The sequence below is a fragment of the Caulobacter segnis genome (assembly GCF_003243465.1).
Taxonomy (GTDB): domain Bacteria; phylum Pseudomonadota; class Alphaproteobacteria; order Caulobacterales; family Caulobacteraceae; genus Caulobacter; species Caulobacter segnis_A.
The window spans coordinates 1-26,095 of sequence record NZ_QFQZ01000045.1; the positions used below are offsets into that span (position 1 = coordinate 1).

Annotated in this window: 30 protein-coding genes and 1 pseudogene; 11 read left to right on the forward strand and 20 right to left on the reverse strand. The window is 69.4% G+C overall.

The window, feature by feature from the left end; all coding sequences use genetic code 11:
• From DI526_RS14140 to DI526_RS14165, 6 genes and pseudogenes are all read right to left on the reverse strand, one after another.
• Positions 1-213: cytochrome d ubiquinol oxidase subunit II (locus DI526_RS14140; RefSeq protein ID WP_304279103.1), on the reverse strand; the 213-nt coding region annotated here is incomplete at its 3' end.
• 14 nt (positions 214-227) lie between these two features.
• Positions 228-1,790: pseudogene (locus DI526_RS14145) on the reverse strand (cytochrome ubiquinol oxidase subunit I).
• Positions 1,791-1,890: 100 nt separating this feature from the next.
• A complete protein-coding gene (locus tag DI526_RS14150; RefSeq protein ID WP_304279106.1) occupies positions 1,891-3,159 on the reverse strand; it encodes a TolC family protein in 1,269 nt (422 codons plus the stop codon).
• Positions 3,159-3,362 carry a DUF2892 domain-containing protein gene (locus DI526_RS14155; RefSeq protein WP_304279109.1) on the reverse strand — a complete coding sequence of 68 codons (204 nt, stop codon included), beginning with the start codon at positions 3,360-3,362 and terminating at the stop codon, positions 3,159-3,161. The genes DI526_RS14150 and DI526_RS14155 overlap by 1 nt, the downstream gene beginning before the upstream one ends.
• A 19-nt stretch (positions 3,363-3,381) precedes the next feature.
• Positions 3,382-3,825 carry a thioredoxin domain-containing protein gene (locus DI526_RS14160; protein ID WP_304279111.1) on the reverse strand — a complete coding sequence of 148 codons (444 nt, stop codon included), beginning with the start codon at positions 3,823-3,825 and terminating at the stop codon, positions 3,382-3,384.
• Positions 3,826-3,827: 2 nt separating this feature from the next.
• Positions 3,828-5,111 carry an NAD(P)/FAD-dependent oxidoreductase gene (locus DI526_RS14165; RefSeq protein ID WP_304279114.1) on the reverse strand — a complete coding sequence of 428 codons (1,284 nt, stop codon included), beginning with the start codon at positions 5,109-5,111 and terminating at the stop codon, positions 3,828-3,830.
• A 156-nt stretch (positions 5,112-5,267) separates the two neighbouring features.
• On the opposite strand from DI526_RS14165, the gene DI526_RS14170 reads away from it, so the two are divergent.
• The 4 genes from DI526_RS14170 to DI526_RS14185 are packed head-to-tail and all read left to right on the forward strand — an operon-like array spanning position 5,268 to position 10,265.
• Positions 5,268-5,627: a rhodanese-like domain-containing protein gene (locus tag DI526_RS14170; protein WP_304279116.1), complete on the forward strand. Its 360-nt coding sequence runs from the start codon at positions 5,268-5,270 to the stop codon at positions 5,625-5,627.
• A gap of 30 nt (positions 5,628-5,657) precedes the next feature.
• Positions 5,658-6,692, forward strand: a complete 1,035-nt coding sequence (locus DI526_RS14175) for an efflux RND transporter periplasmic adaptor subunit (RefSeq protein ID WP_304279119.1) — start codon at positions 5,658-5,660, stop codon at positions 6,690-6,692.
• Entirely contained in the window at positions 6,689-9,901 is a 3,213-nt protein-coding gene (locus tag DI526_RS14180; protein ID WP_304279121.1) for an efflux RND transporter permease subunit, read from the forward strand. The genes DI526_RS14175 and DI526_RS14180 overlap by 4 nt, the downstream gene beginning before the upstream one ends.
• A 31-nt stretch (positions 9,902-9,932) precedes the next feature.
• A complete protein-coding gene (locus DI526_RS14185; protein WP_304279124.1) occupies positions 9,933-10,265 on the forward strand; it encodes a helix-turn-helix transcriptional regulator in 333 nt (110 codons plus the stop codon).
• A gap of 4 nt (positions 10,266-10,269) precedes the next feature.
• On the opposite strand, the gene DI526_RS14190 is transcribed toward DI526_RS14185, so the two are convergent.
• Entirely contained in the window at positions 10,270-11,046 is a 777-nt protein-coding gene (locus DI526_RS14190) for a sulfite exporter TauE/SafE family protein (RefSeq protein ID WP_304279127.1), read from the reverse strand.
• A gap of 132 nt (positions 11,047-11,178) precedes the next feature.
• Here DI526_RS14190 and DI526_RS14195 point away from each other — a divergent pair, with 132 nt between their 5' ends.
• Positions 11,179-12,042, forward strand: a complete 864-nt coding sequence (locus DI526_RS14195; protein ID WP_304279215.1) for an MBL fold metallo-hydrolase — start codon at positions 11,179-11,181, stop codon at positions 12,040-12,042.
• A gap of 153 nt (positions 12,043-12,195) precedes the next feature.
• Here DI526_RS14195 and DI526_RS14200 read toward each other — a convergent pair whose 3' ends face one another.
• Together DI526_RS14200 and DI526_RS14205 are read right to left on the reverse strand one after the other, a co-directional pair.
• Positions 12,196-13,551, reverse strand: coding sequence for an ATP-binding protein (locus DI526_RS14200; RefSeq protein ID WP_304279130.1), 1,356 nt, complete (start codon positions 13,549-13,551; stop codon positions 12,196-12,198).
• Entirely contained in the window at positions 13,551-14,204 is a 654-nt protein-coding gene (locus tag DI526_RS14205) for a response regulator transcription factor (protein WP_304279217.1), read from the reverse strand. The genes DI526_RS14200 and DI526_RS14205 overlap by 1 nt, the downstream gene beginning before the upstream one ends.
• Before the next feature lie 148 nt (positions 14,205-14,352).
• Here DI526_RS14205 and DI526_RS14210 point away from each other — a divergent pair, with 148 nt between their 5' ends.
• The 4 genes from DI526_RS14210 to DI526_RS14225 are packed head-to-tail and all read left to right on the forward strand — an operon-like array spanning position 14,353 to position 20,084.
• A complete protein-coding gene (locus DI526_RS14210) occupies positions 14,353-15,390 on the forward strand; it encodes an efflux RND transporter periplasmic adaptor subunit (RefSeq protein WP_304279133.1) in 1,038 nt (345 codons plus the stop codon).
• A gap of 1 nt (position 15,391) precedes the next feature.
• Positions 15,392-18,472 carry an efflux RND transporter permease subunit gene (locus DI526_RS14215; protein ID WP_304279136.1) on the forward strand — a complete coding sequence of 1,027 codons (3,081 nt, stop codon included), beginning with the start codon at positions 15,392-15,394 and terminating at the stop codon, positions 18,470-18,472.
• Positions 18,473-18,474: 2 nt separating this feature from the next.
• Positions 18,475-19,734, forward strand: a complete 1,260-nt coding sequence (locus tag DI526_RS14220) for a TolC family protein (RefSeq protein ID WP_304279138.1) — start codon at positions 18,475-18,477, stop codon at positions 19,732-19,734.
• Positions 19,731-20,084 (forward strand): hypothetical protein, encoded by a 354-nt coding sequence (locus DI526_RS14225; protein ID WP_304279141.1) that lies wholly within the window; start codon positions 19,731-19,733, stop codon positions 20,082-20,084. The genes DI526_RS14220 and DI526_RS14225 overlap by 4 nt, the downstream gene beginning before the upstream one ends.
• 14 nt (positions 20,085-20,098) lie before the next feature.
• Here the strand turns inward: DI526_RS14225 and DI526_RS14230 are convergent, their stop codons facing one another.
• The gene (locus tag DI526_RS14230; RefSeq protein WP_304279143.1) at positions 20,099-20,626 is read right to left on the reverse strand and encodes an antirestriction protein ArdA; all 528 of its coding nucleotides are present in this window, start codon (positions 20,624-20,626) and stop codon (positions 20,099-20,101) included.
• A gap of 230 nt (positions 20,627-20,856) precedes the next feature.
• Positions 20,857-21,063, reverse strand: coding sequence for a hypothetical protein (locus DI526_RS14235; protein ID WP_304279146.1), 207 nt, complete (start codon positions 21,061-21,063; stop codon positions 20,857-20,859).
• A 102-nt stretch (positions 21,064-21,165) separates the two neighbouring features.
• On the opposite strand from DI526_RS14235, the gene DI526_RS14240 reads away from it, so the two are divergent.
• The gene (locus DI526_RS14240; RefSeq protein ID WP_304279148.1) at positions 21,166-21,447 is read left to right on the forward strand and encodes a hypothetical protein; all 282 of its coding nucleotides are present in this window, start codon (positions 21,166-21,168) and stop codon (positions 21,445-21,447) included.
• 61 nt (positions 21,448-21,508) lie between these two features.
• Here DI526_RS14240 and DI526_RS14245 read toward each other — a convergent pair whose 3' ends face one another.
• Positions 21,509-22,093: an SOS response-associated peptidase family protein gene (locus DI526_RS14245; RefSeq protein ID WP_304279151.1), complete on the reverse strand. Its 585-nt coding sequence runs from the start codon at positions 22,091-22,093 to the stop codon at positions 21,509-21,511.
• A 12-nt stretch (positions 22,094-22,105) separates the two neighbouring features.
• A complete protein-coding gene (locus DI526_RS14250; RefSeq protein WP_304279155.1) occupies positions 22,106-22,447 on the reverse strand; it encodes a hypothetical protein in 342 nt (113 codons plus the stop codon).
• Positions 22,448-22,492: 45 nt separating this feature from the next.
• Between DI526_RS14250 and DI526_RS14255 the strand changes: the two genes are divergently transcribed.
• Positions 22,493-22,723 carry a hypothetical protein gene (locus DI526_RS14255; RefSeq protein WP_304279158.1) on the forward strand — a complete coding sequence of 77 codons (231 nt, stop codon included), beginning with the start codon at positions 22,493-22,495 and terminating at the stop codon, positions 22,721-22,723.
• Positions 22,724-22,732: 9 nt separating this feature from the next.
• On the opposite strand, the gene DI526_RS14260 is transcribed toward DI526_RS14255, so the two are convergent.
• The 7 genes from DI526_RS14260 to DI526_RS14290 all read right to left on the reverse strand — a co-directional run bounded on the left by DI526_RS14260 (position 22,733) and on the right by DI526_RS14290 (position 26,084).
• Positions 22,733-22,927: a hypothetical protein gene (locus DI526_RS14260; protein WP_304279160.1), complete on the reverse strand. Its 195-nt coding sequence runs from the start codon at positions 22,925-22,927 to the stop codon at positions 22,733-22,735.
• Position 22,928: 1 nt separating this feature from the next.
• Positions 22,929-23,315 (reverse strand): hypothetical protein, encoded by a 387-nt coding sequence (locus tag DI526_RS14265; RefSeq protein WP_304279162.1) that lies wholly within the window; start codon positions 23,313-23,315, stop codon positions 22,929-22,931.
• Positions 23,308-23,625 carry a hypothetical protein gene (locus tag DI526_RS14270; RefSeq protein ID WP_304279164.1) on the reverse strand — a complete coding sequence of 106 codons (318 nt, stop codon included), beginning with the start codon at positions 23,623-23,625 and terminating at the stop codon, positions 23,308-23,310. The genes DI526_RS14265 and DI526_RS14270 overlap by 8 nt, the downstream gene beginning before the upstream one ends.
• A gap of 97 nt (positions 23,626-23,722) precedes the next feature.
• Positions 23,723-24,619, reverse strand: coding sequence for a 3'-5' exonuclease (locus DI526_RS14275; protein WP_304279167.1), 897 nt, complete (start codon positions 24,617-24,619; stop codon positions 23,723-23,725).
• Complete coding sequence (locus DI526_RS14280) at positions 24,616-25,515, reverse strand: endonuclease/exonuclease/phosphatase family protein (protein ID WP_304279170.1); 900 nt, start codon at positions 25,513-25,515, stop codon at positions 24,616-24,618. The genes DI526_RS14275 and DI526_RS14280 overlap by 4 nt, the downstream gene beginning before the upstream one ends.
• Positions 25,516-25,558: 43 nt before the next feature.
• Positions 25,559-25,777: a hypothetical protein gene (locus DI526_RS14285; RefSeq protein WP_304279173.1), complete on the reverse strand. Its 219-nt coding sequence runs from the start codon at positions 25,775-25,777 to the stop codon at positions 25,559-25,561.
• 82 nt (positions 25,778-25,859) lie between these two features.
• Positions 25,860-26,084, reverse strand: coding sequence for a DUF2274 domain-containing protein (locus DI526_RS14290; RefSeq protein ID WP_304279176.1), 225 nt, complete (start codon positions 26,082-26,084; stop codon positions 25,860-25,862).
• Positions 26,085-26,095 lie beyond the last annotated feature (11 nt).

A 26,095-nucleotide genomic window follows, 5' to 3' on the forward strand; every position in this document is an offset into this window, starting at 1 on the left:
GCCGCCCAGGATGAACCACACCTGGTTGCCTTCCCAGGTCGCGCCGATGGTGTTGATCACCATCCGGCGTTCCTTGTCGGTCTTGGCGACGAAGGGCAGCAGGGCGCCCACGCCCATGTCGAAGCCGTCGGTGAGGGCGAAGCCGATCAGCAGGACGCCGACCAGGGCCCACCAGATGACGCGAAGCGTGGCGAAATCAACGGGGATATCCATAGGACTGGCTCCTCTTACGCCACGGCCGGTTCGGGTTCTGGCGAACCGTCGAGCGCGGGCTCATGCTGAGCAAAGGGCCCCTACTTGATGGTCTTGAGGATCAGGCCGATCTCGACCACCGCCAGGGCGCCGTAAAGCAGGGTGAAGGCCGCGATACTGGTCAGCAGCTGCGGAACGGTCAGGCTGGACGCCCCCAGGAAGGTCGGCAGCACGCCGTCCACCGCCCAGGGCTGACGACCAACCTCGGCCAGCACCCATCCCAGCTCCGCCGACAGCCAGGGCAGCGGGATCGCCGCCACCGCCAGCATCAGGAACCACTTGGTGTCGTGCCTGCGCAGGGTGACCAGCAGGAAGGCCGTGGCGAACAGGGCGATCATCAGGAAGCCGATGCCGGCCATGATCCGGAACGCCCAGAACATCACCGGCACCGGCGGCACCGTGTCCCAGGCCGCCTTCTGGATCAGCGCGGGCGAGGCCTGACGCGGATCGGCGACATAGCGCTTGAGCAGCAGAGCGTAGCCGAGGTCGCGGCGGTGCTGTTCGAAGGTCGCCCGCGCGGCCAGGTCGCTGGGATTGGCCTTCAGCGCCTCGACGGCGCCATAGGCGATCACGCCGGACTCGATACGGTCCTGCGCCTTGGCCACCAGCTGGAAGATGCCCTCCACCGGCTTGTCGAAGCTGCGGGTGGCGATGACACCCAGCACGTAGGGGATCTTGATCTCGTAGTGGGTCTTGCGATCGGCCAGGCTCGGCACGCCGAAGGCCGTCAGCCCGGCCGGCGCCGCTTCCGTCTCCCACATGGCCTCGAGCGCCGCGAGCTTCATTTTCTGATTGTCGGTCAGGGCGTAGCCGCTCTCGTCGCCCAGCACGACGACCGACAGCGAGGACGCCAGGCCGAAGGCCGCGGCCACCGTCATCGAGCGCTTGGCGACGCCCACATACTTGCCCTTCAGCAGATAGAAGGCCGAGATCCCCAGCACGAAGACCGCGGCGATCACATAGCCGGCGCTGACCGTGTGCACGAACTTGGCCTGAGCGACGGGGTTGAACAGCACGTCGCGGAAGCTCGACACCTCCATGCGCATGGTGTCGGGGTTGAAGCCCGCGCCCATCGGGTTCTGCATCCAGCCGTTGGCGACCAGGATCCACAGGGCCGAGAGGTTGGTGCCCAGGGCGACCATGAAGGTTACGAACAGGTGCCCAACGCGGCTGAGCTTGTCCCAGCCGAAGAACATCAGGCCGACGAAGGTGGCTTCGAGGAAGAAGGCCATCAGGCCTTCGATCGCCAGCGGCGCGCCGAAGATGTCGCCGACATAGTGGGAGTAGTAGGACCAGTTCATCCCGAACTGGAATTCCATGGTGATGCCCGTGGCCACGCCCAGCACGAAGTTGATGCCAAACAGCGTCCCCCAGAACCGGGTGACCGTGCGCCAGATCGGGCGCTTGGTCATGACATAGATGCTCTCCATGATGACCAGCATGAAGGAGAGCCCCAGCGTCAGGGGCACGAACAGGAAGTGGTAGAGGGCCGTCAACGCGAACTGAAGTCGCGACAGATCGATAACCGCGGCGTCGATCACCATCTCAAGTCTCCTAGAAGGCGCCGCCCAAATCCCACCATCTTCTAATATTCGCAATTACGTATTGATGCGGAACGCGGCGCTGATCGCCTCGGCTCTAAGGCCGCGCCGAAGGCCCAGCGTCCGCCAAAACCCGCAGCTGGCGAGCGCTCACCGTCACCTCGCCCTCGGCGGCGAGGGCTCTGGCGACCGCGCCCAGCTGGTCGCGCTCGGCGTCCAGCAGGTCCAGCAACGGCCTCTGGCCGACCCGCACCTCCTGGCGCAGGCTGTCCACAGCCCGGTTGGCGGCCGCCACCTGGTCGCGCGCGGCGAGCGCCGCCAGACGATTGGCTTGAAGGTCGCTCCAGGCGGCGATGACCGCCGTCTTCAATCCAGCGCGCGCGGCGTCGCGCTGGGCCTCGGCGGCGCGCACGCCCGCGGACGCCTCGGCCTTGGCCGCCTGGACGCGGCCACCGGCGAACAACGTCCAGCGCCCTTGCAGGCCGATCGTGACGGCGTCCGAGCGGTAGCCCGGAAAGAACTGGTCTCGCACCTGTTCGGCGCGGGCCGCGACGCTGACGCTCGGCAAGCCTTGGGCCGCGGCGGCCCTGGCGGCCGCCTGAGCCGCGCGAACCCCAGCTTCGGCGGCCCGCAGCGCGGGGCTGACGGCCTCGGCCCGGGCCAGGACCTCGTCCAGCGCGGGCATGGCGCCGTCGTCGGCGACCGGCTCGAGCGCGATAGGCTCGCCGCCGACCAGCGCCGCGTACCGGGCGCGCGCTACCGCCAGAGCGCCCCGCGCCCTCGCCGTCCCCGCTCGCGCCTCGGCTCCGCGCGCGAGCGTGAGCTCCAGATCGCTGCGCGGGATTTCACCGGCCGCGAACCGCAGTTGCGCCTGTCGGGTCCATTCGTCGAACGCTTTGGCCTGCGCCTGGCTGGCCTCGAAGAAGGCTTCGGTGGTTCGGACGCCGACATAGGCGCGCGCGACGGCAACCTGCAACGCGTCATCGGCCTGGACCAGGCGGGCCTTGGCGCCGGCCTGCCCGGCTCTGGCCTGGTCGATCCCCGCCGCGATGGCGCCGCCGGCGTAGAGAGGCTGGGCGATTTCCAATCGCGCCGAGCGCGGATCGACGTCCGCCGCCGCGAAGCCAAAGAAGCCGCCCAGATCGTTGCGGCCGCTCATATAGTCGCCAGCCAGGCCAACGCTGGGCAGCCGCGCCCCCTTGGCCGCGTCGAGGCGCGCCCCGGCCGCGTTCGTCTGGGCCCTGGCCGCGCGGAGGTCGGGATTGTAGGCGCGCGCCGCCGCGATGGCCTCCTCAAGCGTGGTCGCCCGCGCGACGAGCGGCAAGGCAAAAAGGGCGCTGGCTGCGATCAGGGCGGCGCGGCGCATCAGCGGAACGCCGTCCCCGGCTTCACGCCCAGCTTCTTGAAGATCATGGCCGCCGGGCAGATGCCGGTGAACGCGGCCTGGATCATGTTCAGGCCCGCGAAGGCCGACAGCCCAGCCCAGTACGGGTGGACGAAGTGCGCGAGCGCCAGCCCGAGCAGAACGACGAAGCCGGCGAAGGCCAGCACGGCGCGATCGAGGGTCATGGGACTATTCCTTTGGCTATCAGACGGCGGCCTTGGCCGTGGCCAAGCTCACCCAATCGACGAGTTGATCAGCGCTCATCAGGCCCGCCTTGCGGGTCATCAGACGCCCATCCTGGAAGAGCAGCAGCGCCGGGATGCCTTGGACCGCGTACTGTGCGCAGGGGCCGGGATTGTCGTCGGCGTTGAGCTTCAGAAGCCGGGCCCGAGCGCCCAGACGCGCCGCGGCCGCCGCGAACTGCGGCGCCATGGCGCGACAGGGTCCGCACCATGGCGCCCAGACATCGACGAGCACCGGCACGCCCTTGGTGCCGGCCAGATGACGCTCCAGCCCCTGGGCGTCGACATCCAGCGGCGCGCTGGAGAAGACCGCCGCCTTGCAAAGGCCGCATCGGGCGGCGGCCGGATCGCGATCCTCGGGAACGCGATTGGACGCGCCGCAAGATGGACAAGCGAACTGGCGCATCGTCAGGCGCCCTTGATCTTGTTGACGCCGAGAATATCGAGGGCCAGCTTTTCGTAGAACGGCTCGCTCTCGCCGCGCTTGACCTTGCCCAGGAAGTACTTCTCGAAGCCGACCTTGGCCAGGTGAACCCACTTGCCGCTGGCCGACCAGTTGACGTTGCGCGGCGGGATCTGCGGCTGGGCGACGAAGGCCACGCCGCCGTCGCCGAAGTCGGCCAGGCAGATGGCGTTCCAACTCGCCTCGTGCGTGGGCGCCTGCCCGTCCAGGATCTCCTTGAAGTTATGGGCGATGGCCGTGACCATGCTCTCGATCATGAAGCCGGTCTTGGGCACGCCCACCGGCACCGGCGTCTTGCCGGTCGGCGCGATGGCGACGCAGACGCCCAGGGCCATGATGTTCGGATAGGTCGGGTTGCGCTGGTGCTTGTCGATCAGGATGAAGCCGCGCGGATTGACCAGACCCTCGACGCCGCGCACGGCCTCGACGCCGCGGAAGGCGGGCAGCATCATCGAAAAACCGAACGGCAGGTCGTGACGCGCATGCACCGAGCCGTCCTCGGCGATCTCCTCGACATGCATCAGGCCTTCGTCGACCGAGGCGACCTTGGCGTTGGTCACCCACTTGATGTGGCGCTGGCGCAGCTCGCTTTCGAGCAGGCCCTTGGTGTCGCCGACGCCGTCCAGGCCCAGGTGGCCGACGTACGGCTCCGAGGTGACGAAGGTCATCGGCACCTTGTCGCGGATCTTGCGGCGGCGCAGCTCGGTGTCGAGGATCAGGGCGAACTCGTAAGCCGGCCCGAAGCACGAGGCCCCCTGCACGGCGCCGACCACGATCGGACCGGGGTTCTGACAGAACTTGTCGAAGGCGTCGGCGGCGGTCTCGGCGTGGGCCACGTGGCAGACCGACTGGGTGTGGCCGCCGTGCGGTCCCAGGCCGGGAATTTCGTCGAAGGCCAGCTCAGGACCCGTGGCGATCACCAGGTAGTCGTAGGCCAGGGCCTGGCCGTCGGCCAAACGCAGCGTGTTGGTCGCGGGGTCGACCTTGCTGGCGCCGACGCCTGTGAAGGCGATGCCCTTCTTCTGGAAGATCGGCGGCAGCCTGACCTCGATGGCGTCGCGTTTGCGCCAGCGCACGGCGACCCAGGGATTGGAGGGCACGAAATGGAAGGTGTCGCCCTGCGAGACGACATGGACATCGGCGTTCTTGCCGACGGCCTGCTTGATCTCGAACGCGGCGATGGCGCCGCCAAGACCGGCTCCCAGAACGACGATGCGAGGCTTTACCACCTGGCTTCTCCCTATGGGTTTGATCCCGATCAGCGCACCGGCCGGCCGGAGCGGCCATGATCTCCGTCAACCAGCCGCGCTTGACTTAATATTCCAATTCTCGCATATTCGCAATTACGAATTTTATTCCCATCAAGCCCCGCGACGGAGACGATCATGTTCGGTTCGAAGGTGAAGGATCTCACCCCCGCTGAAGTGAAGGCGGCCCTGGATGCTGGCCAGATTCTCCTGATCGACGTGCGCGAGCCCGCTGAATTCGCCGCTGAACGCATCCACGGCGCCCTGAACTTCCCATTGTCGACCTTCGATCCGGCCGCCCTGCCCCTGGCCGACGACAAGCGCATCGTCATGCAGTGTGGTTCAGGCAAGCGCTCGGCCACCGCCATCGATCGCTGCCGGGCCGCCGGCCACAAGCTCGACAGCCATCTGGGCGGCGGGATTATGGCGTGGAAGGCCGCGGGCCTGCCCACCGTCAGCCTGGACGCCGCGAGCGGCCAGATCAGCGATCGCGGCTGAGCCAAGAAGAAAAATCCTGGGGAGCGACGCATGACCACCAAGCCAGTGTTGATCGGCGCGTTGGGCCTAGCGGCCCTGCTCTGCGCCTGCGGCAAGGACGAAGTCTCGACCAAGCCCGCCGTGGTCATGGCCCCCGCCGCCGACCGCCTGACGGTCCGCGCCTCGGTCGTCGATGATCTCAAACCGGTCCCCGCCACGCTGACGACGCGCGACATGGCCGAGGCGCGCGCCCGCATCCCCGGAACCATCTCGCGTCTGCTGGTCAAGGAAGGCGACGTCGTGCGCCAGGGCCAGACGATCGCGATCGTCCGCGACGAGCGGATTGGCCTGCAGACCAGCGCCTATGACGCCCAGGTCGCCGCCGCCGCCGCCCAGGCCGCGCAGGCGGAGGCCGATCTCGCCCGCACCCAGGACCTCTATGATCACGGCGTCTACGCCAAGGCCCGCCTGGACCAGGTGCAGGCGGCGGCCAAGACCGCCAGCGCGGGGCTCGCCGCCGCCCGCGCCCAGGCGCGAGCCAGCGCCGAACTCGGCGCCCAGGGCGCGGTGCTGGCCCCCGCGGCCGGACGCGTGCTGACCGCCGATGTGCCCTTGGGCTCGGTGGTCATGCCTGGACAGTCGATCGCCACGATCACCGCTGGACCGCCGGTCGTGCGCATCACCCTTCCCGAAGGCGAGGCCTCAGCCTTGAAGGTCGGCGGCAAGGTCCGCTTCGCCGCCGAGGATCTGGGCGGCGCGGCCGCGTCCGGGCAGATCAGCCAGGTCTATCCCGCCGTCACCGGCGGCCAGATCGTCGCGGACGTCACCGCCGCCGATCTTCCTCAGGCGCTGGTCGGGCGGAAGGTTCGAGCCTTCGTTTCGGTCGGCCAGCGCCAAGCGGTCGTGATCCCGCGACGCTACGTCGTCACCCGCTTTGGCGTGGATTATGTCCGCCTGGTCGACAAGGGCGGCGCGGTCGCCGACAGTCCCGTCCAGACCTCGGCCGCCGCTGATCCCGGCATGGTCGAGGTCCTGTCCGGCCTTCGGCTCGGCGACGTCCTGACGCCGGCGGAGGCGGGGCGATGAACCTTGGGCTCTCCGGCCGCCTGACCAAGGCGACGATCCGATCGCCGCTGACGCCGCTGATCCTGATGGCCGCGATCGCCGTCGGCCTCCTGGCGCTGTTCTCGATCCCCCGGGAGGAGGAGCCGCAGATCAGCGTGCCGATGGTCGACATCATGGTCGCCGCCCCGGGCCTCTCCGCGCCCGACGCCGTCGAGCTGGTCGGCAAGCCGCTGGAAGCGATCGTCAAGAGTGTCAACGACGTCGAGCACGTCTACACCTTCGCCGACGACCACCAGGTGATGGTCACGGCCCGGTTCAAGGTTGGCGTCGACCCCGACGCCGCGGCCGTGCGCATCCACGAGAAGGTTCGCGCCAACTACGACCGCATCCCCGCCGGCGTCCCCGAGCCGCTGATCCAGACGCGCGGCATCAACGACGTGCCGAGCCTGGTCCTGACCCTGTCGCCCAAGCCGGGCTATGAGGGCCGCTGGACCGACGAGAGCCTGCGCGAGGTCGCCGGCAAGCTGAAGACCGAGGTCGCCAAGGTCGATGACGTGGGGCTGACCTTCATCGTCGGCGGCCGTCCCCGCGAGATCCGCGTCACGCCCGATCCGGCTCGCCTGGCTTTGCGCGGCGTGTCGATGGGCGCGCTGATGGACACCATCCGGCAGGCGACCCGCGCCTTCCCGGCCGGCGACGTGCGCAACGGCGGCGAGGCGGTCGCCGTCACCGCCGGGCGCGACCTGAAGAGCGCCGCCGAGATCGGTTTGCTGGCCCTGCCCTCGGCCAAGGGCGAGGCGGTCAATGTCCGCGACGTCGCCGACGTCGCCGAAGGGCCGCGCGAGGACCAGACCCAGGTCCGCCGCTACGCGCGTTTCGAGAACGGCTGGAGCGAGGCGCCGGCGGTCAGCCTGGCCATCGCCAAGCGCAAGGGCGCCAACGCGGTAGTCGTCTCCAAGGCCGTGCTGGATCGCGTCGAGGCCCTGAAAGACTCGCTGCTGCCCGCGACGCTGAATGTCGACGTCACGCGCGACTACGGCGCGACCGCCAACGACAAGGCCAACGAGCTCTTGTTCCACCTCGGGCTGGCGACCCTTTCCATCGTGGTGCTGATCGGCCTGGCCATCGGCTGGCGAGAGGCCGGCGTCACCGCCGTGGTCATTCCAACCACCATCCTGCTGACGCTCTTCGCCTCGAACCTGATGGGCTACACGATCAACCGCGTCAGCCTGTTCGCCCTGATCTTCTCGATCGGCATCCTGGTCGACGACGCCATCGTCATGATCGAGAACATCGCCCGTCACTGGGCGATGAATGATGGACGCGGCCGGATCGAGGCCGCCGTCGAGGCGGTGGCCGAGGTCGGCAATCCCACGGTCGTGGCCACGCTGACCGTCGTCTCCGCCCTGCTGCCGATGCTGTTCGTGTCCGGTCTGATGGGCCCCTACATGGCGCCGATCCCGGTCAACGCCTCGGCCGCCATGGTCTTCTCGTTCTTCGTGGCCGTGGTCATCGCGCCGTGGCTGATGGTCCGCTTCGCCCGCAAGGCGCTGGAAGGCGCGCCGAGCGGCCACGGCCATGAGGACGAAGGCAAGCTGGGCGCGCTCTATCGCCGGGTCGCCGGCCGGGTAATCCAGAACCGCCGCTCAGCCTGGATGTTCCTGGGCGGGGTCGGCGTCGCCACCCTGCTGGCCTGCGCCATGTTCGCCACCAAGACCGTAACCGTGAAGCTGCTGCCGTTCGACAACAAGTCCGAGCTGCAGGTGGTGCTGGACATGCCCGAAGGCACGTCGCTGGAGATCACTCAGCGCACCCTGGCTCAGGCCGCCGCCATCGCCGGAACCCTGCCCGAGACGGTCGCGATCGACGCCTATGCCGGGACCGCCTCGCCGTTCAATTTCAACGGCCTGGTTCGCCACTACTATCTGCGCGCCCGTCCCGAGCAGGGCGACCTCTCCGTGGCCCTCGCGCCAAAGGACGAACGCAAGCGCTCGAGCCACGCCGTGGCCCTGGATCTGCGCGAGCGCCTGGCGCGGATCACCCTGCCCGCCGGCGCGGCCATCAAGGTGGTCGAGGCGCCGCCCGGACCGCCGGTCATGGCCACCCTTCTGGCCGAAATCTACGGCCCCGACGCCGCCACCCGCCGCGCGGTCGCCGAGCGCGTCAAGGCGACGTTCCACGCCGTGCCCTATATCGTCGACATCGACGACAGCTGGGGCGCGCCCCGCCCCTCCCTGCGCCTGGTTCCCGACCGCTCGCGCCTGGAGGCCCTCGGCGTCTCCGACCGCGACGTGCTCGACTCGATCGGCGCGGCGTTCGGCGGCCAGGTCGTCGGCTACGCCCATCGCGGCGAAGGTCGCGATCCCCTGGAAATCTCGGTTCGCCTGCCGCAAAGCGCCCGCACCTGGGGCGAGGCCCTGGGCTCGACGCCCGTGGCGCGGGCGGCCAACGGCCGTCTGGTCGAACTCTCGGAAGTCGTCGACGCCAAGCGCGAGGCGGGCTCAACCCACGTGTTCCGCCGCGATGGCCGCGACGTCGACATGGTCATGGCCGAGCTGGCCGGCGCCTACGAGGCGCCGATCTACGGCATGATGGACGTCGACAAGCGCCTGCGCGACATGGATTGGGGCGCGACGCCCAAGCCCGACATCCGCATGCACGGCCAACCCGCCGACGAGAGCCGCCCGACCGTCCTGTGGGACGGCGAGTGGGAGATCACCTGGGTGACCTTCCGCGACATGGGCGCGGCGTTCGGCGTGGCGATCCTGGGCATCTACGTGCTGGTGGTGGCGCAGTTCAAAAGCTTCCGCCTGCCGCTGGTGATCCTGACGCCGATCCCGCTGACCCTGGTCGGCATCGTGCTGGGCCACATCCTGTTCCGCGCGCCGTTCACCGCGACCTCGATGATCGGCTTCATCGCCCTGGCCGGGATCATCGTCCGCAACTCGATCCTGCTGGTGGATTTCATCCGCCACAGCGCCGAGGACGGAAAGCCGCTACGCGAGGTCTTGCTGACGGCGGGCGCGATCCGCTTCAAGCCAATCCTGCTGACCGCCCTGGCGGCGATGATCGGCGCGGCGGTGATCCTGACCGACCCGATCTTCCAGGGCCTGGCCATTTCCCTGCTGTTTGGCCTGGCGTCCTCGACCGTCCTGACCGTCCTGGTCATTCCGGCGATCTATGTCGTCCTGCGCGATCCGGACGCTCCGGTGAAGACCAAGACCGCTTGATCCTGAAACCCATGTTTCTACATTGGCTCCAATGACCGCTCCCGCTGTTTCCTGCCATTCGCCGTCCGACGTCGCCGACCTGCGCGCCTGCGCCAGCGACGCCGCGCGGCTGCTCAAACTGCTGGCCAGCGAGCAGCGGCTGCTGCTGCTCTGCCGCCTGGCGGATGGCGAAGCCTCGGTCGGCGAACTTTCAGAGCATGCGGGCCTGGCGCAGTCGGCGACGTCTCAGCACCTGGCCAAGATGCGCGCCGAGGGCCTCGTCGCGACGCGTCGCGAAGCCCAGACGATCTATTATAGCCTCAGCGACCCCAACGCCGCGCGCGTCCTGGCCACGCTGTCGGACATCTACCGCACAGCGGGCTGAGGCTTCAGAGCACGCCCACGGCGCGCCAGGCGACATAGGCCGCCACCACCAGAACCAGGACGGCGAATAGTCGGCGCGCCAACAGCGCCCGGCCGGCCAGCAGGGTCGCGCCCTTGACACCGGCGAGCCCGCCGACCGCGCCGCCCACCACGAACACGCCGGCGATCTTCCAGTCGACCCAGCCCGACAGCGCGTAGTTGAAGGACGTCGCCGCCCCAAACAGCGCCACCGAGACCAGCGACGAGGCCGCGGCGTTGGCCATGGTCATGCCCGTCGCGGCCATCAGCCCCGGCACGATCAGGAAGCCGCCGCCGATGCCGAAGAAGCCGGCGGCCGCGCCTGTCAGCACGCCCAGGGGCGCCAGCCGCCGGACCAGAGGCCAGGTGATGTGGACGTCGGGATCGCCCTCGGAGCGCGGTCTGCGCATCATCGAGATCGCGATGGCGGCCATGGCCAAGGCGAAGAACAGCAAGAGCCTCTGGCCGTCGATCAGCTTGGCGATGCTGGAGCCCAGAAAGGATCCAGCCAGCCCGGCCGCCGCGAAGACGCTGGCGCAGGGCCATTTGACCCGCCCGCCGCGCCAGTGGCCGATCAGATTGGCCGCCGCGTTGACGGAGACGGCGGCCGCGGAGGTGCCGATCGCCAGGTGGGGATCGCGCATGCCGACGACGTAGAGCAGCAGGGGCGTGGCGAGCACCGAGCCCCCGCCTCCGAACAGTCCCAAAAGGGCGCCGACCAGGGCGCCGCTCGCCAGCGCGGTCACGATCATATGCGGATCCACGAGCGCCTCATGAGCCATTGATATATTCGCACATTCGCATATATAAAGACAAAGCCAATTTCAACTCGGAACTGGACTATGCCGTCCCAAGACCTCCCCCTTAAGGTCGCTCGCGCGCTGGCCCAATCTCGGATGGCCCCAGACGTTCGGGCCTTCTTCGACGCGGCCACCTACACGGTGTCCTATATCGTCAAGGACCCCGCCTCGAGCGCCTGCGCGATCATCGACAGCGTTCTGGACTTTGATCCGGCCTCGGGACGCACCAGCCACGCCAATGCCGACAAGATCATCGCGCACGTCAGGCGCGAGGGTCTGTCGGTTGACTGGATTCTGGAGACGCACGCCCACGCTGACCACCTTTCGGCCGCGCCTTACCTCCAGGAGCAGCTCGGCGGCAAGATCGCGATCGGCGCTCATATCACCGCCGTGCAAAAGGTGTTCGGCGCGCTCTTTGGTCTCGGCGATGAGTTTTCGGCCAACGGTCTTCAGTTCGACCACCTGTTCCAAGACGGCGAGCGCTTTCGGATCGGTGAAATGGAAGCGGTCGTGCTCCACACGCCGGGCCACACGCCGGCTTGCGTCAGCTATGTAATCGGCGACGCGGTGTTCGTGGGCGATACCTTGTTCATGCCCGACTATGGCTCGGCGCGCTGCGACTTCCCCGGCGGCGACGCGGCGACCCTCTTCGCATCGGTTCGCCGCCTCCTGGCGCTCCCCCCAGAAACGCGGATGTTCCTCTGCCACGACTACCTACCGCCCGGACGGACCGATTATCGCTGGGAAACCACGATCGCCGAGCAGCGGACCAACAACATCCATCTGCACGACGGTGTGAGCGAAACCGAGTTCGTTGCTAAGCGTCATGCCCGCGACGCCACCCTGCCCATGCCCCGGCTGATCCTGCCGTCCGTCCAGGTGAACATCCAGGCCGGCCGGCTCCCCAAGCCCGAGGCCAACGGGGTCCGTTATCTCAAACTCCCGATCGATGCGGTCTAGGCCATCGCCGCCCCGCTCGACGAATGAGGCCTGGCCCCAAGCCAAAATCGTCACAGCTTACCGCTCGCCGACCTGGCACGGTTCCATGCCGCCAGCGTCCCGGCGGACGTGACGAACCACGACACGCCTGGCGGCGTCGCGGCGGACGCTGATTTACGCCGTAGCCGCCGGGAAGATCAGGATCACCCGAAGCCCGCCAAGCGCCGCCGCGTCAAGCATCACGCGGCCCTCGTACAGGCCCACCAGGTCGCGGACGATCGATAGCCCCAGGCCATGCCCCGGCGTTCGCTCGTCGAGCCGCTCGCCAAGGCCAAAGACGTGCTCGTAGCTCTCGGGCGGAAGGCCCGGCCCGTCATCGTCGACGACGATTTCGGCGACGTCGCCCCGGCGTCGAACCACGACCTCCGTCCGCGAACTGGCCCACTTGCCGGCGTTGTCGAGCACATTGCCGAGGATCTCGCTTAGGTCCTGACCGTCCACGGCGACGATTGGATCAGCCTCATAGGTCACGGCGAAGGACACGTCCCGGCGCGCGTAGAGGCGCGACAACGCCGCGACGATGGGGTCCAGCGTCGCGCGAACGTCAGCGGCGACGCCGGGCGCGCGCTTGAGCGCCGCCGCCCGGGCGCGCGCGATCTGGTAGTCGATCTGCCGTCGCATCCGCTCGCACTGCAGGGTGATTACGTCGGCGGCCTCGACCTGCCCCGAGGCTCTCATCCGCTCGGCCTCATCGGTCAGGATGGCCAGGGGTGTCTTGAGCGCATGGGCCAGATTGCCGGCCTGGGTGCGGGCGCGCCGCAGCATCTCCTGATTGCCCTCGAGCAGCGCATTGAGGTCGATCGCCAGGGGACGCACCTCGCTGGGCAGGTCCTCGGGAAGTCGGCTGGCCCGCCCCATACGGACGGCCGACAGCGCGTGACGCATGCGGGTCAGGGGCCTGAGGCCAAACCAGACCTGCAGCATCGCCGCGGCGATCAGGCCGGAAGCGACGATCGTCAGGGATAGAAAGAGGGTCCAGTTGAACCGCCCCAGCACCTCGTCGAGGAGCCGCTGATCAACGCCGATGCCCAGTCGCAGCGGCGGACCATTCGGCGTGGCCACCGATCGCTCGACCAGACGCAACTGCCCCGAGGGGCCATCGACAAAGACATGCCGCTCGGCTCCGGAAGGCGGAAAGGGCCCGGGCAGCGGCAGGTCGCGCCCCGCCAGTGACGGCGAGGTGATCGATTGGCCGCTGCGCGCCTCGACCCGCCAATAGAAACCAGAGTCCTTGGGCAGGAAGCGGGGATCGCTAAGGCGCCGATGCAAGACGAGCTTGCCGTCCGGCGTGAGCTCGATCAGCGCCGCCAACTCGGCGGCGTGGCCGTGCAGCTCGTCATCGAACTGCTGGGTGACGTGAGCCTTGAACAGCTCCGACAGCAGAAACCCGCTAACCGCCAAGCCCGCGATGATCCAGATGACGGCGCCGACGATCAGCCGGGTGCGGAAACTGGTCCAGAGCTGGCGCATCAGGCGAACTTGTACCCCAGGCCTCGGATCGTGCGGATCGCGTCCTTGCCTAGTTTCTTGCGCAGGCGGGCCACATAGACCTCGATCGTGTTCGACTCGCGCGTCTCATCCAGGCTGTAGACGTGGTCGATCAGCTCGCCCTGGGACACGACGCGGCCCGCGCGGTGCATCAGATAGGCCAGGACCTTCAGCTCGCGGGCGGTCAGCTCGATGGCTTCGTCGCCGCGCTGGACGGTCCCCGCCTCCGGATCGAGCACGATGTCGCCGCGTCGCATGACCGGCGAAGAGCGCCCCGCCGAGCGCCGCGTCAGCGCCCGCAGGCGCGCCACCACCTCGGCGTTCTGAAACGGCTTGCCCAGGTAGTCGTCGGCGCCGGCGTTCAAGCCATCGACCCGGTCGGTCCAGCCGTCGCGCGCCGTCAGGACCAGCACCGGCATATCGCGACCTTCGCGACGCCATTGCTTCAGCACCTCCAGGCCCGGCAGGCGCGGCAAGCCCAGATCCAGAACTACCGCGTCGAAGCCATTGGTTCGCCCCAGCAGCAGGCCGGTCTCGCCGTCGCCCGCGAGGTCGACGACAAAGCTCGCCTCCGCCAGCGCCGCGGCGAGGCGGCGAGCGATCTCCGGATCATCTTCGACGAGCAGGACGCGAATGGCCAGCCTCCCTGGGTTACCCCACTCATAGCATCGGTGGCTGAAACGAACCTGACTAAGCGCTGTCAGGTTCGTTTCAGCTTCGCTTCAGACAGGCTTCAGGCTGGTGGCGCATCAGGGACGGGTTTCAAGCCCTCCCGAGGAGCCGATGCCCCCTGCTCGCCCCCTAGCCGCCGCTGCGCTTGTCGCCGCGCTCTCGACGACGTCCGCACTCGCCGCCGCGCCCGTGACCTTGAGCGCGGCGCAGGAGAAGGCGATGGGCATCGTCCTGGCCGTCGCCAAGCCGACCTCGGAGGCCCCCGTGGCCGCTCTGCCCGGCGTCGTCACCCCTCCCCTCAACGGTCGCCGCGTGGTGGCCGCGCCGTTCGCCGGCACGGTCATGCGCGTCCATGTTCTCGAGGGACAGACGGTCAGGGCGGGCGCGCCCTTGGTGACACTGTTCAGCCGAGACGCGCTGTCGGTTTCCTCGGAGCTCGTCCAGAACCAAGCCGAACTGCGAGTCGCGGAGGCTTCGGCGCGCCGCTTGCAACAGCTGGCGAGCGAAGGCGTGATCGCCGGCGCCCGCGCCGAGGAGGCGCAGGCCCGCCTCGCCCAGGCCCGCGCCATGGTCAATGAGCGTCGTCGCCTGCTGTCCGGCGCCGGTGGGACGAGCGGCGAATACGTTCTGCGCGCGCCCACCGCCGGACGGGTGGCGGCCCTCACCGCCCAGCCCGGCGGCGGCCTCGACGCCATGGCGCCGGCCGTGACGTTGGACAGCGCCGACCGGCTCTGGGTCGAGGCGCGCGTCTCGCCAGAGATCGCCCGCAAACTCAAGGTGGGCTATCCGGTGCGGGTTGGCGACGTCGGCGGCCGCATCGTCGCCCTGGGCGGCAGCATCGATCCGAAGACCCGCTCCCTGCCCCTGCGAGCCGAACTGAACACCGGCGCCGGTCTCGCGCCGGGCCAGACGGTGAATGTGATCGTGCTCAGCCCCGCTCCCGCCGGCGCCCAGGTCATCCCTCGCGGCGCGCTCGTGCAGGACACAAGCGGGGCGCGCGTCTTCGTCAAAGCCGCCGCCGGCTACGAGGCCCGCCCGGTCACCGTGCTGGGCGCCGCTGGCGCGGAGGCGGCCGTCACCGGCCTGGCGAGCGGCGCTCGCGTCGCGGCCTCGGGCGCCGCCCAGCTGAAGTCGGCGCTGGGTCACTAGGATGCGCAAGCTCATCGCCTTTGCGCTCTCGCAGCGCCTGCTGGCCGCCGTCCTGGCGATCGCCTTGGTCGGGCTGGGCGCCAACGCCTTTCTGAAGCTGCCTGTCGACGCCTTCCCGGATATCTCGCCGACCCAGGTGAAGATCATCCTCAAGGCTCCGGGCATGACCCCCGAGGAAGTCGAGAGCCAGGTCATCACGCCGCTGGAAATGGAACTCCTGGGCATCCCCAAGCAGGCCATGCTGCGCTCGACGGCCAAGTACGCCATCGCCGACCTGACGATCGACTTCGCGCCGGGCACGGACGTCTACTGGGCCCGCCAGCAGACCGCCGAACGCCTGTCGAACGCCATGGGCGCCCTGCCCGCCGGGGTCAGCGGCGGCCTGTCGCCCATCTCCACGCCGCTGTCCGACGTCTTCATGTTCACCCTTGAGGGCGAAGGCCTCACCCTGGAGCAGAAGCGCACCCTGCTGGACTGGACGATCCGTCCAGCCCTGCGCGGCCTTCCAGGCGTCGCCGATGTCAATGTGCTGGGCGGCCGGGCCAAGACCTTCGAGGTGTCGCCCGACCCGGCGGCGCTCGCCGCCTCGGGCCTGACCGCCCAGGCGATCGTCGACGCCATTCCCGCGTCCAATCGCAACGACGGCTCGGGCCGCCTTAACGAGGGCGAGGAAGCCCTGGTCGTGCGCGTGGCCGGGGCGATCACCACCCTGGATGACCTGCGCGATACGGCCGTCTCCCTGCCCGGCGGCGGCGCCGCGCGGCTCGGCGACTTGGCCCAGGTCAGCGAAGGCGCCCTGACCCGCTACGGCGCAGTCACGGAGAACGGCCGCGGCGAAGCCGCCGAGGCCATCGTCATCGCCCTGAGAGGCGCCGACGCCAAGACGGTCGTCAAATCGGTCGAAGCGCGCCTCAAGGAGCTTCAACCTTCCCTACCCAAGGGCGTCACCGTCAGTCCATTCTACAACCGCTCCGACCTGATCGAGCGCGCCACGGGCACGGTCAACGAGGCCCTGGTCGAGGCCACCGTCCTGGTCGTGATCCTGCTGCTGCTGTTCCTCGGCGACCTTCGGGCCGCGACGGTGGTGGCGGTGACCCTGCCCCTGGCGGCGCTGACCACCTTCCTGCTGATGAAGGCGTTCGGCCTGTCGGCCAACCTCATGAGTCTGGGCGGCCTGGCCATCGCCATCGGCATGCTGGTCGACGCGGCCGTCGTGGTGGTCGAGAATACCGTGGAGCGCCTCGACAACCCGGCCATGACCGGGTCGCGCCGGCTGCACGTGATCTATGAGGCCGTGGCCGAGGTCGCCGCGCCAGTCACCTCCGGCGTGCTGATCATCTGCCTGGTCTTCCTCCCGCTGCTCAGCCTGCAGGGCCTGGAGGGGAAGCTTTTCGCGCCGGTGGCCCTGACGATCGTCTTCGCGCTTGGCTCCTCGCTCCTGCTGTCGTTCACGGTGATCCCGGTCTTGGCCTCGCTGCTCTTGAAGGCTCATCCCCACAAGGAGTCTTGGATCATGCGCCGGATCGGGCCGTTCTACGAACGGCAACTGGCCCGCGCCCTGGCCCGTCCAAAGCCGGTCTTCGCGGCGGCCGGCGGCGGCATGGTCCTGGCGGCGATCGCCTATGTCCTGATCGGCAAGAGCTTCATGCCGACCATGGACGAGGGCGCGATCCTGATGCAGCTGGCCAAGCTGCCCTCGATCAATCTCGACGCCAGCGCCAGGCAAGACATGGCCGTGCAGCGCGCGATCCTGGCGCGGGTGCCGGAGGTCAAGCGGATCGTCGCCCGTGTCGGCTCCGACGAGCTGGGCCTAGACCCCATGGGCCTCAACGAGACCGACAGCTTCCTGGTGCTGGCCGACCGCAAGGATTGGCGCAAGAAGGACAAGGCCTGGCTGACCGAGGAGATCCGCAAGGTCGCCGCCCAGTTCCCCGGCGTCGAAGCCACTTTCACCCAGCCGATCGAGATGCGCGTCTCGGAAATGCTGACCGGCAGCCGGGGCGACCTGGCGGTCAAGGTCTTTGGCCCGGACCTCAAGACGCTCGGCGAGCTGGCGGGGCGGATCGAGGAGACCCTGAAGAAGACGCGCGGCGCGTCCGACGTCTACACCGTCGCCGGCGACAGCGTGACCTATCTCCAGCTGGACGTCGATCGCGCCGCGGCCGTTCGCGCCGGGCTCTCGGCCGAGGCCCTGCAGCAGGAATTGCGCGCCCAGCTCGAAGGCGCCCAGGCCGGAGTGGTCTTTGAGCAGGGCAAACGCACGCCGATCCTGGTGCGCGGTCCTCGGGATCTTCGCGAAGACCCCGCCCTGTTCGAGCAGGCCCAGATCGCCACGCCGGACGGCGGCCTGCTGCGCGCCGGTGACGTGGCGCGGATCGCCCGGCGGGAGGGGCCGGTCAAGATCGATCGTGAGAACGCCTCCCGCTTCGCCGTGATCCAGGCCTATGTCCAGGGGCGCGACCTGGTCGGCTTCGTCAAGGAAGCCCAGGCCAATGTCGCCCGCGACGTCCCCCTGCCCCCCGGCTACCGCATCGCCTGGGGCGGGCAGTTCGAGAACCAGAAGCGCGCCGCCGCCCGGCTTGGCGTGGTGGTGCCCATGGCTCTGGGCCTGATCTTCCTGGTTCTGTTCATCAGCCTGAAGTCGACGCGGCAGTCGCTTCTAATCCTGGCCAACATCCCGTTCGCCATGATCGGCGGGATCGTGGCCCTGTGGATCTCGGGCGAGTATCTGTCGGTTCCGGCCTCGGTTGGACTGATCGCTCTCCTCGGGATCGCGGTTCTCAACGGGCTGGTGCTGGTCTCCCACTTCAACGAACTGGTCCAACGGGGCCGCGACGTGGCGACGGCCGTCACCGAGGGGGCGCGCCGCCGGCTCCGGCCCGTGCTGATGACCGCCAGCATCACAGCGCTGGGCCTAGTGCCGCTTCTGACCGCCACGGGCCCCGGCTCCGAGATCCAACGCCCACTCGCCATCGTCGTGGTGGGAGGCCTTGTGACCTCCACCCTGCTCACCCTGATCCTGCTGCCCATCCTCTATCGCCGCTTTGGCGTCGAGCGCGGCGCGGCGGTGCTGGAGGCTTGATCGTGAAAGCCCTTCTTCTCGCCGCCGCGGCCGGCCTCGCCCTGGCCTCGCCCGCGATCGCCGCCGACGCTGGTTGGCGCCGGCCGGATTTTCTGCCCAGCGACGCGCATATTCTGTCGGCACTGGAGGCTTCGCCCGAACTGGCCGAGGCCCGAGCCTTGCAGCGCGGCGCCGAGGCCGAACAGCGCGGCTTGGCCGCCGGCGCCTACGAGACGACGATCGGTCTCTCGAGCGACCGCCGCCGGATCCGGGGCGAAGGTGATTTCGCCGAATGGTCCGTGCAGGCCAGTCGCCCTCTGCGCTCTCCAGGCAAGCGGGCGATGGACCTGGCGGCCGGCGCGGCCGGCGCCCTGGCGGCGCGCGACAGCGTGGACGACGCGCGCCACCAGGCCTCGCTGCGCCTCGCCGGACTCTGGATCGAATGGCTGGAGGCCGAGGCCCGCATCTTGGTGGATCGCGACGAAATCGCGGTCGACGAAAGAGAAGTCGCGGCGCTGCGGCGGCGGGTCGAACTGAAGGACGCCTCCCAGCTCGAGCTGGAATTGGCGCAGGCGGCCTTGGCGCGCGCCCAGGCGACCCTGGCCGAAACCCAAGGCCGCGCCGAGGCCGCGCGCTCGGCGATCGACATGCTGTACCCCGGCCTGGCTCCGCCGCGCGCCCCGTCCCTCTCCGAACCGGTGGCGCCGACACGCGCCCTGGACGACTGGATCCCCGTGGTCATCGCGCGCAGCCATGAGATCACCATCGCCAAGGCGTTGGCGGACCGCGACAGCGCCCTGGCGCGGCGAGCGCGCCTTGACCAGCGCCCCGATCCGACCGTCGGCCTTCGGGTCTTCAACGAGCGTGGCGGCGCCGAGACCGGCGCCGGGATCACCGTCAGCATTCCGTTCGGAAGCGTCGGCCGCTCGGCCACGGCCGAGCGCCAGTCCGCGTCAGCCTCCGCCGCCGAGGCGCGTTACCGGATGGTGGTCCGCAACGTCGAAGCCGAGGGACGCAACGACGTGGCCAAGGCGCGCTCGGGTCTCGCGGCCTGGGCGCGCGCCAGCCAGGCGACCGCGGCGGCCGCCCAGGCCGCCGATCGGGTTCAGCGCGCCTACGCCCTTGGCGAGCGAGACCTGACGGATGTGCTGGCGGCCCGTCGTCAGCTTTTCGATGCACGCCGCAGCGAGGTTTCGGCCCGCGCCGCCGCCCAAGGCGCGCTGCTCCGACTGGCCCTCGACGCTCACGAACTTTGGCTTTCCGAAGAGGAGGCGACGCAATGACCGCCACAGCTCTTGCCCTGGCCCTGGCGCTTTCGCAGTCCGCGCCGCCTGTCGACATCGTCGTCGGCGACATCGGAAGCCGCGCGTTCGTCTTGAAGACGGTTGGCTTCGAGCATTCCGCCGAGGGCGGCCATACCCTGCGCGGATGGTTGTGCCGGCGCGCGCCTGGCATGCCCCTTCGCCGCCTTGCCGTCATCGCCGAAGACGGTGGTGGCCATGTGATCTGGAGGTCTGTCGTCGCGCCGCCCGGCTTTGCTCCGGGGCGAACCCACGAATGTCGGGTCCTCCGGATCGACGTGCCGGCTGAAGTCGGGTCGCAGACCAAGCTTTGGCGATTGGAGAAGCCCTAGAGCGCCCTCCCCGCCTAGCGGCTCCAGAACACATGCACCGCGCCCGGCCCGGTCTCGACGGTGAACACCTCGCCATTGAGCCGCGCATCGCGGGCCATGGCCTCGTAGTCGATATAGAGCCGCAGGGTCTCCGGAATGGCCGTGGTCTCTTCGGTCAGCTCCTGGAAGCAATCGGCCAGACTGGCGAAGACGCCGTGATACTGGTCGTCGAGCGCGGCGGCCGCCGCCTCCAAATCCCCCCCGACCTCGGCCAGCACCAGCGCGCCGAGCGCCCCGCGCGCGCGCAGGAAGGTGGCGATCTCGACCACCCGGGCGATGGCGGCGTATTCGCCGATCTCGACCCCGCCAAAATCCTCGTAATCGTGGATCGCATATTCCTCGGCCCCGGCCGTGGGCGAGGCGGCCAGCATGGCGGCGATCGCCGCCAACACCTGATCTTCGTCCTCGACGTCGATCCAGGCCCCGTGCAGCACGCCGCTGTTATAGGCGGCCAGACAGGCGACATAGACGCGCGGTTCAAGCGTCTCCAAGGCTTGGGTCATGGTCCCTCTCCTCAAGGCAGGGGTTCGTCACTACGAACCCTTGCCCGTCGGCGAGACCGGGGGTGCAAGCGGAGGCGCCCGCTTCGCGGGGACCCGGCTGCAGGCCGCCGTCAGGCGGCCGAAGCTGGGCGGAAGCGGGTCCGAAGCGCGCCGGGGGCGGCGCCCCAAGCCCTCGAGGGCCGCGGCGAGCGGCCCAAAAGACCCTCCCCGCGCGCCCAGCGCCTTTCGCCTCAGGCGACCGGCTTGGCCCCGGGCGTCCCGCACTTGGCGAACTTGCCCTTGGCGTCCTTGCACTTGACCGGCTTGGCCGGGGCGGCGGCGGCCGGGCACTTGATGAACTTGCCCTTGGCGTCGCGGCACGGCGCGGCGGCGAAGCTGGCGCCGGCGGCCGAAAGGGCGAGCGCCAGGGTGGCGGCCAGGGCGATGGTCTTGCGCATGGGATCCCTCCTCCAAAAAGACCTGGGGATGATCTCTCACTTCCTGTGACGCTTTGATGGCCGCCCCGTCCCCCGCCCTGGGGAATCGCGTAGCCCGCCACCATGACCCGAGACGAGATCGACGCGATGCTGGACGCCATGGCCGCCGAAGCCGCGCAAGGCAGCGACGAGACCCTGCTGCCCGGAGCGATCAATTTCCATTCGGGGACCTGGGTGAGGATGTCCCAGGCGGATCTGCCGACCACCTGCGTCAACACCATCATCGGCATCCGCTATCGCGGGGTGTCGGTGCTGATCAGCAGCCAGCGCGACAACAAGGTGCAAAACCGCCGCGAGGACGAGGGCCAGGGCGGGCCCTATCTGGACCTCGAACCCAAAGCCTAGGGCCGGCGCGGCCGGTCAGGTCGGCCGCACTTCGGGCGGGTCCTGGCTCATGGCCAAGCCTTTACCCGAAAAGATCGGGCGGCGGGAAGTCGCGGGCCACGGCCAGGGTCCCGGCCGGGGCGGCGCGCAGGATCTCCGCCTGCGGCCGGGTCAGATCCAGCCAATCGCGGCCCTGCTCGGCGGCCAAGACCACGATCTGGCGGTCATGATAGGGCGCGATGTCGGCTCCGGGCTCCGTGGTCAGCATGGTCCAGCAGCCCTGCTTGACGATCCCGGCGATCCAGAACACCGGGCTCGCCGGCATGGTGAACTTCCAGCGGGTCTTGCGCTTTTGGCCCGGCAAGGCGTCGGTGAACTCGTAGAAGCCATCGGCCGGGATCAGCACCCGGTCGCTACGGGAAAAGTCGTGGCGCTCGCTGACATAGTTGAACACCGGCTTGCCGCTGGGCGCGCGCCAGGCCCACGGGGTCATCGACACCACCGCCTGGCCCTCGACATGGCGCACGATCGGCGCGGTCTCGGTCATCTTGATCTCGGGACGCGGCTCGAAGTTGGAGGCCTGGCCTTCCCAGACCACCGGCAGGCGCAAGACCTTTTGCCAGAGGCTGAAGAGATCGCCGGTCTCGAGGCTATAGAGGTTGCACATGAGCCGCCCCGCTCAGGGCTTCAGCCAAAGACGCGCCCACCAGTGGGACCCGTCGTCCTCGTCATACTCGACCTCATAGGCCTCCAGCCGCGGGTGGACATGCCAGAAGACGGTCGGCGGGGCGTGGCCCTGGTTATAGGCCTCCAGGTCGTGGGGCCGGTTGGGCGCGACCGGGGCGATCGACGAGACGACCTCGGGATTGGCCTCGCGCCGAAACCACAGGCGCACCAGCATCTCACCCTCGGGGCCGCCCTCGGCCGGGGCGACATCGGCCCGCGCCACCCAGGGCAGCGACCAGAGCGAGGGATCGTGAGCAAGGATGAAGAAGGCCGCGTCGGGCTGGCTGTCGGACATGGCCCCAGCCTAGTCGGACGGCGCCTGGCCCGCTAGTCTTGCCCGATGTCCCGGCCCAGCAATGACGACGCCCCGCCGTTCCTCTCCGACGACGCGGCCTTCCTGGTCGCCGAGATTCTCGAGGAATATGCGCCCAGCACGCCGGACGACTACGCGCGCCTGGCGGCCGAGGCCGAACGGCGCCCCGAGACCTTCGAGGGCGGCCCCGACATAGCCCAGGCGGTCACCGCCGAGCTTCGCCGACGCGGGCGGGCCCTGGCCGACGCCGGCGGCTAGCCCCCAGCCTCAGGAGGGGTCCATCCTGGCCTTGCCCTTGGCCCCGCAGACGCTGCAGCGCAGGGCGCGGGCAAGCTCCGCCGGCCGTCGCCAGGGTCCGGCCTTGGCGAGGATCGCCTGCTTGGTCCAGTTGACGCTGTAGCCGCAGGCGCAGCGGATGGTCAGCCGATCAAGCTTGCCGGTGCGCGGATCCATCTCGGCCATGTCAGACCCGCCCGCGCCCATCGGGGCGCCAGCCATAGCCCAGGGCCACCGGATCAACCCCGGCGGCGCGCAGGGCGTCGATCACCTGCCAGCGCAGGCGCTCGGCCAGATCCCCCGCCTCCCAGACGCCGCTGACCGTCAGCTGGGCCAGATGCGCCCCGCAGCGCGGACAGGGCGTGCGGCGCTGGATCTGCGCCAGGGTCAGGCCCAAGAGCGGCCTGGCCCGCCCCAGCATGGTGTCGCGCCGCCAGGTCTTGGTCGCCCCGCAGGCCAGGCAGCGGAACGACAGCTCGCACTGGCGCTCGAGCAGATCGACAAGCCGCGCGGCGGCCAGTTTGGGATCGAGCGCCATCAGCTTGCGGCGCTGCTGGTCGCTGAGTTCAGGCATCGGCCGGCGGCTCCACCTGGCGCACCGCCCGCCACCAGGGCCAGGCATGGCCCTCCCCGCGCTCGACCTTTTCGACCTCGAACCAGGCGACATCGCCCTCGAACGGCGGCACGTGCTCGGCGGCGACATAGTCGGCGCGGGCGTTGAGGCCGCGCTCGGTGTGCAGCAGGAAATGCAGGGTCTTTTCCACCCGCCCGCGACCGTGGCCCTCATGGGTCACGACCCTGGTCAGGCGGGCGATGGCGCGCAGATAGACCCTTGGCTTACGGGCGTGCGGTCTCGCGCGCGATTGAGCGCGTGGGGGCGGCATGGCGATCTCCGAGTTCTCTTTTTGTTCTCGCGCCACGCCCGCCGAGAGTCAACGGCGGCCCTGCCCAAAAGACAGCGACGCGACGTCGCGGGTCCCGCTAGGCGCGCTGCGAGAACCGCTCGAAGGCGGTGATGCGCCGAACCGGGAGATGAACCTCGCCGCGATAGATCTCGGCCTGCAGGAAGGCCAGTTCGGCGGCCTGGTCGGCGGCGTCGACATCGATCCACCAGGCCCGCGGACTTGGCCCCGGCTCGCCGTTCCAGCGATAGCCGCGCGCCTTGAGGACGTCCTTGAAGTCGTAGGGCGCGTTCTCGGCCCAGATCCGCACCGAGGTCTTGCGGGCCGAGACCAGGAGCGCCTGGAAGCCCGAGCCGTCGGTCCCCGGCAAGGGCGAGGCCAGGATCTCCAGGGTGGCCAGGCAGTCGTGATGGGCGCGATGGCCGTCGTGGAAGAACCCGTAGGCCGAGGCCAGGAAGGCCAGCTTGCCGCTTTCGAGGCCGCAGGCCTTCCAGTCGATCTGGCTGTAGGAACAGGCCCAGGGCTTCCGGGCAAAGGCTGGACAGAAGGCCTCGGCGAAGCGGCGGTCGAAGCTGGCGTTGTGGGCGATGATCAGGGCCGCCTCGGCGATGAAGGCCTCGACCTCGGCCGGATCGACCACCGCGCCGGCCACCGCCTCATCGGTCAGGCCGGTCAGCTGGGTGATCTCGGCCGGGATCGGGCCAGACGGCTGGCGCAGCCGCGAGAACGGCTCGCCGACCGACAAAATGCGGCCGCCGGCGTCATAGGTGAAGGGCACGAGGCCAAACTCGATGATCTCGTCCTTGGCCGGATCGAGGCCCGTGGTCTCCAGATCCAGGATGATCCCCTGGCGTAGCTGGCCGACCGGCTCGCCGCTCAAGGTGCGCGGTCCCTCCAAACGCCGCAACACGCGGTAACGGCCACTAGCCTCCAGGGCCGCCGCCATCGCCTCCAGGTCCTGGTCGGCCGGGCTCACTTCAGCCGCGCGGCCACCGGACAGTGGTCCGAGCCGCGCTCGCCGGCCGCGAACGCCTGCTCCTCGAAGCCGACGAGATCGCGGGTGGCGCGGGCGTCCAGCACGATATGATCAATGAACTCGCCATAGCGCGGATCACAGCGCGGCGTCGCCGTCCCCTCGGCCAAGGCCAGGTCGGCGTTGGCCGGCTCGGCGTCGTCGATCTCGCGCCAAACCAGATCCCCGGGCCGGGCCAGCCGGCGGTTGAAGTCGCCCAGCACCGCGAAACGCAGGCCCTCGGCGGCGCGGGCGTCGATCCAGGCCTCGAGGATCGGAACCTGGCGCATCAGGGTCTGGCAGGCGTCGCCCTTGTCGCCCGAGAAGCAGCCGGATTTGAGGTGGACGGCCAGCAGGCGCAGCGGCGCGTGGCCGGGCGCGCGGATCGTCACATCGACGCCGCCGCGCAGGTTGGGATCGCCCAGCTGCAGGTCGGTCAGGTCCGGGGCGCGGACCACGGCGATGCCCTTGCGAATAGCAAAGCCGACGGCCTGGCGGGTCAGGGTGCGGCCCTCAAGCCCGCGGCACGGGAAACGATCGCCGGGCGGCCTGGCCTCGATGAAGAGCTGGTACCTGTCCGGATCAATCACCCGGGCCGCGGCCTTGATCGACTCGACCTCCTCGAAGGCGACGACATCGGCGTCGAGCCGCTCGGCATAGGCGCGCAAGAGGGCGTAGTCGGCATCGGTGCGCGGCTTGCAGCCCTGGGCGCCGTCTTCGGAGAGATGTTCGAGGTTCCAGGTGGCCACGCGCAACGGCGCGCCGGCCGAGACGCCGGCCTGGGCGCCCGCCAAGGCCCCACAAGGCGCGAACACCAGGCCCAGCAGGGCGACAACGACGGCGGCGAGACGGGCGAGCATGGCTCTTTCCTAACCGCCCGGGCCGAGTCGAGCCAAGCCGCGCCTAGCGCAGGCTCCAGGGCCGGATCAGCAACACCATGGCGGTGAACATCCCGACATAGATCAGCGGCGTGAAGCCGGGCCAGACGGCGCGATCGACAGCCTGCACAAAGCTCGTGAGCACCGCGGTGGGCAGGACGGCGGCCATCAGACAGCCGATCCAGGCGATCGGCTCGCCCCACCGCACCTTGGCGCGCGGCTTTGGCTCATCGTTTGGTCGCATCACCCCTCCGGACACAAGCTTAACGCGCAAGCGACGATCTTGGCCAGGGGCCACCCTGCCCCGCCTGAGACTGACGCCGCGCCTAGCCGCCGCGCGGCTTGCGGCCCCGCACGAAGGCGCGGTCGGTAGCCATGAATCTCGCCAGCATCGGGGCGACCAGCCGCGCCGGCTCGGCCGCCTTGCCGCCGGTCTCGGCCGCTAGCGCCTGGGCGTAGGCGACAAGATCACGATGCAGGCCGGCGGGCAGGTCCAGGCTGACCTTCACGGGAGTTTCGTCCTCCAGGGGACCCAATTTCAGCTTGTTCATCGGCGAGCTCC